Source organism: Okeania sp. (genome assembly GCF_035285525.1).
In the GTDB taxonomy this organism is placed as follows: domain Bacteria; phylum Cyanobacteriota; class Cyanobacteriia; order Cyanobacteriales; family Microcoleaceae; genus Trichodesmium.
This window is the reverse complement of sequence record NZ_JAYKGW010000155.1, coordinates 21,667-35,224: the sequence shown is the minus strand read 5'-3', so window position 1 is coordinate 35,224 and position 13,558 is coordinate 21,667. Positions and strand designations below refer to the sequence as shown.

14 protein-coding genes and 2 pseudogenes are annotated in these 13,558 nt (G+C 36.1%); 8 read left to right on the top strand and 8 right to left on the bottom strand.

Features of this window, described 5'->3' with window-relative positions; all coding sequences use genetic code 11:
* Positions 1-563: 563 nt before the first annotated feature.
* The 6 genes and pseudogenes from VKJ25_RS14765 to purL form a co-directional block, all read right to left on the bottom strand.
* Complete coding sequence (locus VKJ25_RS14765) at positions 564-704, bottom strand: hypothetical protein (protein WP_324237390.1); 141 nt, start codon at positions 702-704, stop codon at positions 564-566.
* Between the two features lie 500 nt (positions 705-1,204).
* Positions 1,205-1,633: a 3'-5' exonuclease family protein gene (locus VKJ25_RS14760; RefSeq protein WP_324237394.1), complete on the bottom strand. Its 429-nt coding sequence runs from the start codon at positions 1,631-1,633 to the stop codon at positions 1,205-1,207.
* A 273-nt stretch (positions 1,634-1,906) separates the two neighbouring features.
* Positions 1,907-2,185: a 5'-3' exonuclease H3TH domain-containing protein gene (locus tag VKJ25_RS14755; protein WP_324237393.1), complete on the bottom strand. Its 279-nt coding sequence runs from the start codon at positions 2,183-2,185 to the stop codon at positions 1,907-1,909.
* A pseudogene (locus VKJ25_RS14750) lies at positions 2,180-2,656 on the bottom strand (PIN domain-containing protein); the annotation flags it as partial. The pseudogene VKJ25_RS14750 and the gene VKJ25_RS14755, both read right to left, overlap by 6 nt.
* A gap of 27 nt (positions 2,657-2,683) precedes the next feature.
* The gene (locus VKJ25_RS14745) at positions 2,684-3,334 is read right to left on the bottom strand and encodes a hypothetical protein (protein ID WP_324237389.1); all 651 of its coding nucleotides are present in this window, start codon (positions 3,332-3,334) and stop codon (positions 2,684-2,686) included.
* Positions 3,335-3,358: 24 nt separating this feature from the next.
* Positions 3,359-5,686, bottom strand: a complete 2,328-nt coding sequence (gene purL / locus VKJ25_RS14740; RefSeq protein ID WP_324237388.1) for a phosphoribosylformylglycinamidine synthase subunit PurL — start codon at positions 5,684-5,686, stop codon at positions 3,359-3,361.
* 816 nt (positions 5,687-6,502) lie between these two features.
* Between purL and VKJ25_RS24660 the strand changes: the two are divergent.
* From VKJ25_RS24660 to VKJ25_RS14725, 5 genes and pseudogenes are all read left to right on the top strand, one after another.
* Positions 6,503-6,574 (top strand): annotated as a pseudogene (locus VKJ25_RS24660) (hypothetical protein); the annotation flags it as partial.
* A 36-nt stretch (positions 6,575-6,610) separates the two neighbouring features.
* A complete protein-coding gene (locus tag VKJ25_RS24655; protein ID WP_375340336.1) occupies positions 6,611-6,667 on the top strand; it encodes a hypothetical protein in 57 nt (18 codons plus the stop codon).
* A 57-nt stretch (positions 6,668-6,724) separates the two neighbouring features.
* Positions 6,725-6,988, top strand: coding sequence for a hypothetical protein (locus tag VKJ25_RS14735; RefSeq protein ID WP_324237387.1), 264 nt, complete (start codon positions 6,725-6,727; stop codon positions 6,986-6,988).
* A 364-nt stretch (positions 6,989-7,352) separates the two neighbouring features.
* Complete coding sequence (locus tag VKJ25_RS14730; RefSeq protein ID WP_324237386.1) at positions 7,353-7,601, top strand: hypothetical protein; 249 nt, start codon at positions 7,353-7,355, stop codon at positions 7,599-7,601.
* Between the two features lie 91 nt (positions 7,602-7,692).
* Positions 7,693-8,115: a CAAD domain-containing protein gene (locus VKJ25_RS14725; RefSeq protein WP_324237385.1), complete on the top strand. Its 423-nt coding sequence runs from the start codon at positions 7,693-7,695 to the stop codon at positions 8,113-8,115.
* Positions 8,116-8,207: 92 nt separating this feature from the next.
* Here VKJ25_RS14725 and aroA read toward each other — a convergent pair whose 3' ends face one another.
* On the bottom strand, positions 8,208-9,554 hold the full coding sequence (gene aroA / locus VKJ25_RS14720; RefSeq protein WP_324237384.1) for a 3-phosphoshikimate 1-carboxyvinyltransferase: 1,347 nt from the start codon (positions 9,552-9,554) through the stop codon (positions 8,208-8,210).
* A 660-nt stretch (positions 9,555-10,214) separates the two neighbouring features.
* Between aroA and VKJ25_RS14715 the strand changes: the two genes are divergently transcribed.
* Positions 10,215-10,700: a hypothetical protein gene (locus VKJ25_RS14715; RefSeq protein ID WP_324237383.1), complete on the top strand. Its 486-nt coding sequence runs from the start codon at positions 10,215-10,217 to the stop codon at positions 10,698-10,700.
* 227 nt (positions 10,701-10,927) lie between these two features.
* Here the strand turns inward: VKJ25_RS14715 and VKJ25_RS14710 are convergent, their stop codons facing one another.
* Entirely contained in the window at positions 10,928-11,392 is a 465-nt protein-coding gene (locus VKJ25_RS14710; RefSeq protein ID WP_324237382.1) for a hypothetical protein, read from the bottom strand.
* A 73-nt stretch (positions 11,393-11,465) separates the two neighbouring features.
* Between VKJ25_RS14710 and VKJ25_RS14705 the strand changes: the two genes are divergently transcribed.
* Both VKJ25_RS14705 and VKJ25_RS14700 read left to right on the top strand, forming a co-directional pair.
* Positions 11,466-12,194 carry a hypothetical protein gene (locus VKJ25_RS14705; protein ID WP_324237381.1) on the top strand — a complete coding sequence of 243 codons (729 nt, stop codon included), beginning with the start codon at positions 11,466-11,468 and terminating at the stop codon, positions 12,192-12,194.
* A 409-nt stretch (positions 12,195-12,603) separates the two neighbouring features.
* Positions 12,604-13,356 (top strand): response regulator transcription factor, encoded by a 753-nt coding sequence (locus VKJ25_RS14700; protein ID WP_324237392.1) that lies wholly within the window; start codon positions 12,604-12,606, stop codon positions 13,354-13,356.
* Positions 13,357-13,558: the final 202 nt, after the last annotated feature.

Here is a 13,558-nt window from a genome sequence, read left to right as displayed (position 1 = left end):
CTTTGAGTATCTGAACGAACTAATTTTGGTATGGCTTCGACATAGGTAGAAAAGAGTTTGTATAAGGTTCGATGATTTAATATTTCATCAATAATAGGATGATGTTCTGGTTCTGTTTGTAATTTTTATAAGACTACTACATCGGTGGAATAACCTGTTTTTATTTGGCGAGTTTTTTTCTGATTTTGACTGATAATTTGAAACAATAATTCGCTTAATTGAGATGGAGAGTTTAGGTTTAATAAGTCGCTGGTTTCTGTTTGATTTATTTCTTTTTCAATAGTTGCTGAATTTTGTCTTTGCTCTTTTGATAATTTACTGATATATGCTTTGAGTATAGGGCTAGATATTGTTTTTTTTAATTCTTGTTGATTGGTAAATGAATTAGAATCTATTTTATTAATTTCTGTCTTCAGATATTCTTGTAAAATTTGAATATCTACTGTTTGACAAGCTCTTTTTTCAATTTCTTCTAAATCTTTTCGTAGTTTAACTAATAATTTTTTCAGAGATTCAATATCAATCTTAATTCCCTGAAATTCAATTTCGGCTAAAACAACTTCTCAAGGTTGTTCTACATCTACTAATAATTTGTACAAAGACTTTTCAGTAGATTGATTTTTCTCAGCATCTTTGTCTTTTCGTAGTTTAACTAATAATTTTTTCAGAGATTCAATATCTATCTTAATTCCCTGAAATTCCATTTCGGCTAAAACAACTTCTCAAGGTTGTTCTATATCTACTAATAATTTAGACAAAGACTTTTCAGCAGATTGATTTTGCTCAGCATCTTTATCTTTTCGTAGTTGAACTAATAATTTTTTCAGAGATTCAATATCTATCTTAATTCCCTGAAATTCAATTTCGGCTAAAACAACTTCTCAAGGTTGTTCTATATCTACTAATAATTTAGACAAAGATTTCTCAGTTGAACTAATAATTTTTTCAGAGATTCAATATCTATCTTAATTCCCTGAAATTCAATTTCGACTAAAACAACTTCTCAAGGTTGTTCTATATCTACTAATAATTTGTACAAAGACTTTTCAGTAGATTGATTTTTATCCGCTTTTTCTAATTCTGTTCTTAATCTTTCTACTAACTGAAAAGTCACAAAAACTTGAGTACCACAATAGTCAGCTACCTTCCCAATATCTAGGTCAGCAATAGTTTGATTTCTGGAGACTACATCGTTATAACTTCGTCAACTTATTTCCAGATATCTGAGATATCTAATATATATTTCTTCCAGACTATGTTTGGCTCCAGGATCTAATACATAACTTGCCAACATTGTGTCAAAAACCACTCCAGCTAATTTAATTCCTTGACACCGAAAAACTAATCTATCAAACTTAGTATTCTGAAAAACTTTCGGATGTTCGGCACTTTCCAAAATTGGCTTTAAAGCTTCCAATACTATCACCTTATCCAGATTTTTTCCAATTTTATGTCCGGTCGGAATATAGGCAACATTCTCTATATTTTTTCCCCAACAACAACCTATTCCAACTAACTCAGCATCTCTCGGTTCTAAAGATGTTGTTTCCGTATCCCAAGCAACTGGAGTCTGAAAATTTCTCTGTGGTTTTAAAATATTTACTAACTCCTTTAACTTTTCTGGAGTATCAATAATTTGAGGCGGAATTTCTGATTTTATAGAAATTTGTTGCTGAGCTATCTTTTGATCTTCGGTGCTGAAAAAACAATCATCACTTTCTACTTTAACAAAAGTATTTGTCGATTTTTATGGTTGGTTATTTTCTGATTCATCCGGCCAAGACTTAACTCTAGCTAACCTATCAAACTGCTGTTCTAAATTAGGAATTTGATTGAGAAAATTTTGTAATTCTAGCCTTTGCAAAACAGGTTCAATTTTTGACCGAGAAAATCTTTTTATTCAAAACTATTCTATGCTAATATTTAACGGCACGTTTACTTCTATTACTGCTATAAACTCAGAACGTTCTGCATCAGCTTTTCCTGCTACTAACTTTTTTCGATTTACTTCTTCAATTTTATTTATATAAAGATAAATTATTCCTAGAGAGCCATATTCATTCAACAACTTACTAGCAGTTTTTTCCCCTATCCCTCTAACACCAGAAATATTATCAGACTTATCTCCACAAAGAGCTTTATAATCAACAACTTGACTCGGCAAAATTCCCAATTTCTGCTTCACTTCTTCAGCCAAAAATTCTTTAGGTGTACTACCTTTACCCCCAGGTAAATGTAAAAGACTAATACCTTTTTCTACATCTATTAATTGAAATAAATCTTGGTCTCCCGAAAGAATTTTTACTCGCCAACCAACAGCACTAGCTTTTCGTGCTAAAGTTCCCAATATATCATCAGCTTCATAACCAGGAAAAGTAATAACTTTTAAATTAAAAGCATTTAAAAGCTCCTTTCAATTTTCTAAATCAATAATTAAATTTTCTGGAGGCTTAGGTCTATCTGCCTTATAATTAATATCAGCTTTATGACGAAAAGTAGGTTCTGCTAAATCAAAAGCAATGACTAAATATTCTGGTTTTTCCGTATCTATTACTTCTAGTAAAGATTTCAGGAAACCAAAACAAACACTGGTGGGAATCCCTGTAGAAGTTTTCAAACCTCCAGTACGACTTTTAGCAAAAGCCCAGTAGGAACGATAGGAGAATTTTTCATTAGTGGATAATTAATAATTAGTAATTGTGTTTGAGTAGGTAGATGAAAAAAAATTACCAGTGCCTCCCGTTATGGTAATTGTTTGAAGAGAAGAGAAATCCACAATAACACTCTTGTGTAGGAGATTTTTAGGAGCTAATAATCTGTTAGTCTCTTCACTAACTTGTCGCTGCAAGTCTTGTTTTGCTTGACTCTCGTCATGTTCTGCCTTGAGCGCCAGAACGCCAGTCTTAACGCCTGCAAGTTCTGCGTTAGCTTTCATCATTTCGCTCAAGTTCATCTCAGAAAAGTTAACCACATCATCAAGACGATAAACACTGTCTATACCAATAGTTTTTAAGTCTTGAAGCAATCTTGATGTATTTGAGTCAAGAGCTGCTACAGCAGCATTTATAGCATTAGCTGCAGCATTTATTGTGCCAAATCCTACGCTGATCTCGCCAGAAAACTGAGATTGGGCAAGGTCTACACTGGTCTTGATGTCCGTAAGCTTTTGTTTAATACCTTCAGTATCAATACCTTGAGCACTATCAATTTCTTGAACAATTACTGAAAGATTCCCAAGTTTACTAAGTATATCCTGGGATAACCCTTCCAATTTTGTTAAATCAATAGTGAACGGAGGAGTCACTTCTCCTGTAGGGTTTGTAGTGTCACGCACCAACTACAAACTAACTACTTCAAGCTAAAAATTCAAACGTCTTTCAATAGAATTTTCAAAGCGATCGCTCATTTCTCCCATTTCTACATTAATCAAACACAAACTCTCATTAACTAAAATTTGTAAATCACTTTCAGCATTCTCCACCAAACCAATTTTCTGCCAAAAATCTGCCAAATTTTCCTGAAGATATGATTCCCAGATTATCTGATTTTCTGGCGCAACAGAAACCAATATTCGGCAACCACCTTCACCAAATAAAAATTCATCCCATCGCCAAGCAGAAACATCAGATAATTCCCAAATAATCTTAGCTCCTAACTTCCCACTAATACAACATTCCGCCAAAGCGATCGCTAAACCTCCCTCACCACTATCGTGAGCAGAACGCAACCAACCTTCACGAATACCATAACGACAAACTCCTTGCACCCGCTTTTCCAAATCAAAATCTACTTCCATCGGTTTTCCAGCAACCACACCATGAACAGTTGCCAAATATTCAGAAGCAGCTAAAGAACTACCCATTAAATTTCCAATTAAATAGATAATATCGCCCTCAGTTTGCCAACCTTGACCACAAATACGAGTGATATCAGGAATTAATCCCACCATTCCCACCACTGGAGTCGGATAAATTGCCTGGGGAACACCGTCAGCATCCAAAGTCTCATTATATAAAGATACATTCCCACCAGTCACAGGAGTTCCCAACTCCCGACAACCTTCAGCAATACCACGACAACTCTCTGCTAACTGCCAATATCCTACAGGCTTTTCCGGACTACCAAAATTGAGATTATCTGTAACTGCCACAGGTTCAGCACCCACACAACTGAGATTTCTTGCTGCTTCTGCTACTACCGCTTTTGCACCCCTGTAGGGATCGAGATAAACCCAACGGGAATTACAATCAACTGTGGCAGCAACACCGGAATTTGTAGTTGGGTTGTTAAAATCATAAATTTGGGAACGTAACCGAATCACAGCAGCATCAGCACCACCAGGCAACATCACAGTATTATTCTGTACTTGATAGTCGTATTGCTGATACACCCAATTTTTAGAAGCAATAGTTGGAGTGTCTAATAAAGTCAGTAAAATCTGATTCCAGGTTTGAAAATTTCCCTTAATTTCCATACCCTGTTCCGTACATGATGGCAATGATTCCACATTCCACTGCCAAGCTTTTTTAGCATATCCTGGCGGTTCAGTCAATAATTCCCGGTGATAAAGAGGAGTATTATCTGCCAAAGCACTAGCAGGTATTTCGGCAGCAATTTTTCCCTGGAAGAAAATGCGCACAATAGGTGCTTCGATAACTGTACCTGCTACCACTGCATGAAGTTCCCAACGTTCAAAAATATCAATTAATTCTTGTTCGCGACCTTTTTCAGCAACAAATAACATTCGTTCCTGAGATTCTGAGAGCAAATATTCGTAGGGAACCATGCCAGTTTCTCGGACTGGTACTTTATCCAAGTCAAATTCAATACCAACACCTCCGTTTGCTGCCATTTCTGAAGTGGAACAGGTGATACCAGCAGCTCCCATATCTTGTGCTGCTACTACTGCTCCAGTTTTGAATGCTTCCAAACAAGCTTCCACTAAACATTTTTCTAAAAATGGATCGCCTACCTGGACGGCGGGGCGATCATCTATTGACTGTTCGCTGAGTTCGGCACTGGCGAAACTTGCTCCTCCCATACCGTCTCTACCTGTGGTGGAACCGACGTATAAAACTGGGTTGCCAATACCGGATGCACCAGATTTTACAATTTCGGGTGTTTCCATTAATCCCAATGCCATCACATTGACTAGGGGGTTGCCTGCGTAAGCGCGATCAAAATAAATTTCTCCACCGACGGTAGGTACACCGAAACAGTTCCCGTAGTGAGAAATACCAGAAATGACTCCAGTAAATAGGTGTTTAGTTTTGGCATCTTCTAGGGAACCGAAACGGAGAGAATTGAGTACGGCGATAGGACGCGCACCCATTGTGAAAATATCTCGGAGAATACCCCCGACTCCAGTGGCAGCACCTTGGAATGGTTCAACAGCGGATGGGTGGTTGTGGGATTCAATTTTGAAAGCGAGTTGGAGTCCGTTGTCTAAGTCTACCACTCCAGCGTTTTCTCCCGGTCCGACAAGGATGCGTTTCCCGGTGGTTGGAAATTGTTTGAGGAGAGGGCGGGAGTTTTTGTAGCAGCAGTGTTCAGACCACATGACCCCGAACATTCCTAGTTCTGCTTTATTCGGGTGGCGACCAAGACGGTTGATAATTTCTTGATATTCTTCGGCTTTGATACCTTCGGATGCTATTTCTTCTGGAGAAAAGGGAGTTTGTGACATAATTTATAACTGGAAAATTGAGTTAATTTTTTGGCTGTTTTATTATCTCATTAATTAGGGTTTGCTGAAAAAGTATTTTTGTTAAGGTAGGGAGTAGGGAGTAAACCCACCCCTAACCCATCCCAGGAGAAGAATTTAGGAGGAATGAAAGTTATAGATTACCTATAAGTAAGAATTGTCTCTTAATTTTTCACCTCAAGTGTGAATCTAAAATGCTCAGGTTTTGAACCTTAGCCACCTAAAAACTTGCACTTTTTCTGACCATAAAAATACTGAAATCTTTATCTCTGAATACTTTTATATTTATTCAGCTATATTTATTCAGCAGATGCTAATTATGTCAAACTTTGTACAAAAAAATAGCAAAAATTTTAGTAAACTACCGTAACTAATTTTGTGCATGAGGGCGGGTTTATGTAAGTCTGAGAGTAAGCATTAAAATTCTAGCTAAAACCCTCCCCTACTATTGATTTTATCTAGTAGTAGACTGACACACCTTAAATGATGCAATAGATTATTTTTGGGTTAAGGAACCCGAAACCCAACAATAATCTCTCTCCCCTACTCCTCCACTCCCCTACTTTCCTACTTCCCTACTCCCCTACTCCCTAATGCACATTTGTAGGTGTGTCAGTCCAGTAGGGTGCGTTAGCCGCACTTCCGTAACGCACCGAAATACAGCCATCGTCTATAAACCCAACCCACCTAAATATACAGGATATGCGCTGCGTTAATGAAATGTAACGCACCCTACTAGATTGACACACCTTAAATGGTGCAGACGATCTCATTATTGGTTGAGCGGGAGATAATGCTCTCGTTGGTCAAGGTGGTGATGATACGATTATTGGTAGTCAGGATAATGACTCTCTCTATGGAAAAAATGGCAATGATTTTTTAGATGGTCGTCTTGGGTTTTACCATATCTTTGGTGGGGAAGGCAATGATCGCCTAAATGCTGGTTCGGGAGATGACACCTAACTGGTGGAGCGAGTATTGACCGTTTCATCTTTGCTACCAACCAACCATTTGATTCTAATGATAGTAGATGTAATTACTGATTTTTTTGTTCGTCAAGATAAAATTATCTTGGTTCTAACTACATTTACAGATATTGTAGATTTTGCTACTGTTACAGCAGGTGCTGCAACTTCTGATGCTGTAATTGTTGACAACGTTAATAATGGTGCTTTATTCTACAATTATAATGGTAGTGCCAGTGGTTTTGGTGATGGTGGTCAGTTTGCAACTTTGAGCAATAAAGCACTGCCTGCAGCTGATGATTTTATTATCAGAGGGTAATAGTTACAGGCGTTAATTTTTCTACATTTTCAGGACTAGAGCCATGAACGCTATTGGTAGGGTGCGTTTTGCGTTCCGCAAAGCTCCGCTTTATATGTCGGCTCAAGCGCCGAAACGCTACGCGACATGAAAAGCGCGCAACGCACAACGCACTAATACCCCTTATGTAGTGCCTTTGCGTAAGTCCTGATTTTTCTAAGTTTTGTGAGGAAAAATCCAGAGTTTTAAAGATTAACTTGGTCAGGACTTACCCAGCAACCCTAGATATAGTGCTTAAAACTATGGCACAATAGTTTTTTGACTATATATTTTATATATATAGTACCTTTGCGTAAGTCTTGTTGGTAATTTTTTGATACTTTTTGTGACCCAAAAAAGCTTTGAAGCTTTATCTATCTCCCCTACTCCCTTACTCCTTAAAAATGTGGTTTATCAAGAAAAACTTATAATTCATATCCGTCTACTTCCTACTCCCTCTTTTCTACTTGAAGTTAATATTTTAAGATTTGTAGCAATAATTAAATCAATATTCATATATCAAGTCTATAGATTATTCTTAACAATATTAGGTTTTCCTGCTTTAGGTGTAAGTCTCAAGATTACTTCCCAGTAAAGTAGGCCATGTCCTATAAAATGGACTACTAACCTATACAACTTCGATGTTTGTCGTAGTTAATTTGTTAAGTTAAGTAAAGGAGATTCTCATGCAAGAGAAAGAAGATACTACACAGAAATTAGGAGTAAGTTCTACAGAGACAAGTTCTCTAGTTACAGTAGAGAGTTCTGAAGAAAAATCTGATCAATTTCAAGATATCAAAAACCAATTCTTGGAAATCTTATCAGAACTACCAATAATTATTGCTGGCTTTTTTGGAAAATATCAAAAGCCAATCATTACTCTGGGTATAATTCTAGGAGCAATTATTATTTTCAAGGTAATGTTCGCAGTAGTTGAATCATTAAATGATATTCCACTACTAGCTCCAACCTTTGAGTTAATTGGTATTATCTATTCTGGTTGGTTTGTTTATCGGTATCTACTTCTTGCTTCTAATCGCCAGGAGTTATCAAAAGAAATTCAAGCTTGGAAAGATCAACTAATAGGTGATAAGTCATCTGATAGTTAACCATACTTGAGCAGATTTTAATAAATAAGCATTAATTAATTTCTGATAACTCACGATGCCTAAAATTTAGGCAATATTTAACATAAGTTGTTTTAAGTACAGATTTGTCGCAGAGTCTGCGTAAAGTTGGGGTAAGAAATACTAGCAGCTTCAGCTTGATGAATGTTAGTAGTGCCAGTAGCATTCAGTGCAGCGATCGCTAAACTCATAGCTACTCGATGATCCCCATCACTTTCAACATCTGTACCAGTTATCGAAACACCACCAGTAATTTCCAAACCATCAGGTAATTCTGTCACTTTGGCCCCCAGCTTTTGGAGCTGGGTGGCCATAACTGCCAAGCGATCGCTTTCTTTGACCCTTAATTCCGCAGCATCCCGAATCACAGTTGTCCCCTCAGCAAACATAGCAGCTACGGCCAAAATTGGAATTTCATCAATTAATCTGGGAATTATAGAACCAGAAATTTCACAAGCTTTCAATGAACTATAACCTACCCGTAAATCTGCTACAGGTTCTCCCGCCACAATTCGTTGATTTTCTTGTATAATATTAGCCTCCATCATTTCCAAGACTTCCAAGATACCTGTACGGGTAGGATTAACACCCACATTTTCAATTATTAATTCTGACCCAGGTACAATAGCTGCTGCAACTAACCAAAAAGCTGCGGAGCTAATATCACCAGGTACAACCACATTTTGGCCTTGAAGTTGAGCTGGACCTGTCACTGTCACACTATTTGTTTCTGGATCAACTTGAACTTCTGCTCCAAAAGCTTTTAACATTCTTTCGCTGTGGTCTCGTGATAGACCAGGTTCAGTTACTGTAGTTTTCCCCTCTACCATTAAACCAGCAAACAAAATACAAGATTTTACTTGAGCGGAAGCTATAGGAGAATGATAATGAATTGGTCCTAACTTTTGTCCCTGAACTGCTAAAGGTGCCAAAGTATTCCCTTTTCTACCCCAAATTTGACCGCCCATTTCTGTAAGTGGTTTAATAACCCGGGACATTGGACGATTAACTAAAGAATTATCCCCTGTAACTGTAAAGTAATGTTCTGGATGGGATGCCAAAATGCCCAACATTAGTCGCATTGTCGTACCAGAATTACCACAGTCTAAAATACTAGATGGTTCCCTAAGATTGCCTATACCTACACCATGAACTTCTACTAATTTTGTATTGAGCTGAGAAATATTAGCTCCCAGAAGAGAAAAACATTTAGCAGTGCTACGGGGATCTTCTCCGAGAAGTAAACCTTGAATATTAGTTTGTCCTTCAGCGATCGCTCCTAACATTAGAGCGCGGTGAGAAATTGATTTATCTCCAGGAATTGAGATATTACCTTGAAGAGATAGACCTGATTTTGGTCTCTGAATTATTAAAGTTTCCTGACTATTTGTAATTTCTGTACTAACTACGGCAGCTATCATAAAAGTAACTATAAATTTTACACAGGAATAATATTACTAGGATTACTATCCTAAGTTAAAAATTTGGAACAAAAGCAAAAAAAATGCAATTAAACTTAGAATAATAATTCAATTTAACTACTATACAGGATAAACTATAGATAATTTTAAGATTGTTTGGTAAATAACTATTTCTTCTCCGCAAATATTTCTGATGTGATAGGATAAAAATAATTTATGAAAATTTATCAGGAAGTTTTATACATTCTCTTAAGCTTTTGAATAATAATAATAATAATATGTGGAGAAGAATTGAATAATTAATAATTGGGTGCATCTTACTCATATTTGCCAAAATACTTTTTTCTATTTCCTGTTTTTTTGGCTTTCTTCAAAATGTTAGATAAACCCATTCATTTTCTTTCTTTATCATCTGAAAAGAAGAAACTTGATACCTTATTTTTCAGTCAAGAAAATAATAACTATTAAATCCAATATCGTTTCCTTTCCTGCGGAATGCTGCCCAGCGCGTGAATGATAAAATTATTGTAGTGGGGTCTGATCGATACGCCCGCTACAGTTGTACCTCATAAAAATGAAAGGCAGTGTATCTACTTTTCTTCTTCCTTCTTCCTTCTTCAAAATAGCTATTAAATCAACAATCACAATTAGAAAAAATATATGCTAACTTATCAACGCAAACCTGTAAGTTTGTCATTAATATCAACAGACTTACCTATTTGGTCTCTAGTTGAAACTGCAGCTACTCTCTATCATAAAGATCGAGACCAGTTCCACATATTATTGCATGAACCTGCAATTATTGAGAGAGCAGTATCATCTAGTAATGAATTATCTATATTACCAAATATTCCCAAACCCAGACTTTTATGGCTAGAAGTTTCTCCTTCTAGAATCATTCTGACAATGCAAGGAAGTGGGAAATATTGTTACCGCCATCTTTGGGAAAGAGGGGTTTATGGTATCTGTCGTTATTGGCTTCAAGATGATTCATTAAATTTACATTATCAATTACGACTGCGTAATTTTACCCGTAATTTAGTAGTTAAGGGAACGCCAATTCCCAATTATCTGCGCCTAGAATATGAACTCTGGTCTCAACAGTTACCCATGGGACATTATGTGCTAGAGCTAGAAATACAATGAATAATTAATAATGGATAATTGACAATTGATAATGAAATAAGGTTTATGTACTTGCTTAATATATCTCGGTTTTAACAAGAAGTAATTATTAATTGTTAATTATCCATCCCGTCCCTAGGAACCTTGATTACCTAATGCACTATTTGAGCTGTGTTGGTCTAAAGTGTAAATGCTTTGAGATTGAATCAGGAAACCCTAATGAGCAATGATTCATTATTGATTAAACCCTAATTATTTTGACAGTAACTAATAAGCTCTTCTAGTAAAATATCTTGATTATTCGCCAATTTATTTGCCTGTTCCCCAGCTTGAGTAACTTGATCTTTAGCCTGATTAAATTTTTTGCTACCTTCTAATGAAGCTTCTATTTTTCTGCTAGTTTTAAGACCTAAACTCATATTAACAAACTCTTGAGAAAGTTCTCTAAAACTTTCAAAAAATTCCTGCTGAAACTGTTGCAAATTTTCATCCTTCAGTTTTAAATTTTCTAACTCCTGAGCAATTTCTTCTAACTCTTCTCCAAGTTCATTAGTTGTCGTCGCATCATAAGAAGTTTGAGCATTGACAAGAGTATTACCTTTGTTAACAATAGAAACTAATTGACTACACTGAAAAACCTTACTACCGCCACAACCAGCGATTGATAAACAAACTATAATAACGCCACTAATAATTGTTAGTTTACGAAACATATTTTAAAATTGTATTAAATAAATTTAGGAGGTACGCCTTAGAAGCAGAAAATCTGGCTCAAAAACACTAATTATGTCCAAAATACCCAAAAACCTTGACAAAAATCCTATCTATAACTCTCCCATTATGATTTGTATTGGGTTAGGGTTACTAATGCTCAGTTTACCCTGGCGCTTGTTGGCAATTATCATTATTGGTTTTGGAGTGTTGTGGACTTTTCGACGTTATCAAGAACAAAAAAAACACCAACAAAACAGTTTAAATACTCTATTCTATAAGTTAATCCGGGAGAATAAGGGACATATTACAGCTTTAGATTTAGCCATCAACTCTAAACTGTCAGGGAAAGTTGTCCAAAAGTTTCTTGATGAAAGAGCCAAAGAGTTTGGTGCTGAGTTAGAAATTACAGAGCAAGGTGGTTTATTGTACTATTTTCCGACTGCTGTATCTCTAGTGGCTGCTCAAAAAGATATAATTGAAGTACCTGTAGATGAAATTTTAGGGTACAATGGAGAGTCGGTTTTAGAAGAAGTATCAACTTCTTGGACTCCATCCCAGGATTCTCAGATAAATGGCGGTTTTAAATTTACCCCAGAAAATAATTATTCTGAGGATATAGATAAAGTAGTTTCTTTGACTCAGAAAGAGTTGGCAGCACGGCTAAAGGTTCATAGTAGCACTATTAGTAAGCGGAAAACAAAACCTGATTTTAGTGAATGGAGTAGTCAAAAAGACCCAGAATTAATTTCATGGAAATATTTAAAGGAGCAAGCTCGATTTTTACCAATAATTTCCAAATAGACATCTCCAGAAAAGAGGGAAAACTTAACACTTAACTGGGAACAAGGGGAAGTAATTGATGATTTCTGGATAATAATTGATTATATTTGTAATTTTTGCAGATGTCTAATAGTACAATATTTTCTACGGCAATTCCTGAAAAGTCTGAGGTACAAAGTTCTTTGGTTCTAGGGAGTAGTTAAAAGTGTTGTATGCAAGATTCTTACACAGTATCAATTCAGTATCATTTAGTGCCTTGACAATAAAATAAATTTGTGTTAAGGAACAATGGCGCAATTATAAAACTTTTAAAGAAAAATGATGTTGATCAAAAAGAATTAAGATTTAATGAAAAAAATATAGAAAAAACTTAAAAATCTTAATTAAACATTACAATAAGAAAAAAATCGTAGGTTAGATGTAACAAATGATGCCTAGAATACTCGTCATTGATGATGATCCTGCGATCGCAGAACTCGTTGCCGTAAACCTAGAAATGGCTGGCTATGAAGTTAGTCAAGCAGAGGATGGTATAAAAGGGCAAGCCCTAGCTTTGCAACTATTACCAGACATGATAGTATTAGATTTAATGCTACCAAAAGTAGATGGGTTTACGGTATGTCAACGTCTGCGTCGTGATGAACGGACAGCAGATATTCCTATATTGATGTTAACTGCTTTGGGTCAAACCCAAGATAAAGTAGAAGGCTTCAATTCTGGAGCAGATGATTATTTAACAAAACCTTTTGAAGTTGAAGAATTATTAGCAAGAGTGCGTGCCTTACTGCGACGGACAGATCGAATTCCTCAAGCAGCTAAACATAGCGAAATACTCAGTTATGGCCCTCTGACTTTAGTTCCAGAAAGGTTTGAGGCTATTTGGTTTGATCAAACAGTTAAACTAACTCATTTAGAATTTGAGTTACTCCACTGTTTATTGCAACGTCATGGCCAAACAGTATCTCCTAGTGAAATTCTCAAGGAAGTTTGGGGTTATGATCCAGATGATGATATTGAGACGATTCGAGTCCATATTAGACATTTGAGAACGAAGATGGAACCAGATCCTCGTCATCCTCGATTTATTAAAACAGTATACGGTGCTGGTTACTGTTTAGAGTTACCTAATAATGGAGCTAGTGCGAATAATCTAGAAACAGCTAATTGGGTAAAACCAAATTAGGATTGGGTTAAAGAATATGACAAAAATTTCCGGTTGAAAAGTCATAATTAGGCAGATAATATGAAGCCAAATAAGGTATTTATTAACTATCCTATAAAATTTATATATAATTAGGGTTTGCTGAAAAAGTCTTTTTGTTAAGTTAGGGAGTAGGGAGTAGGGAGTAGTTAAGAGGATATACACGGTTCCCGATAAATCAGAA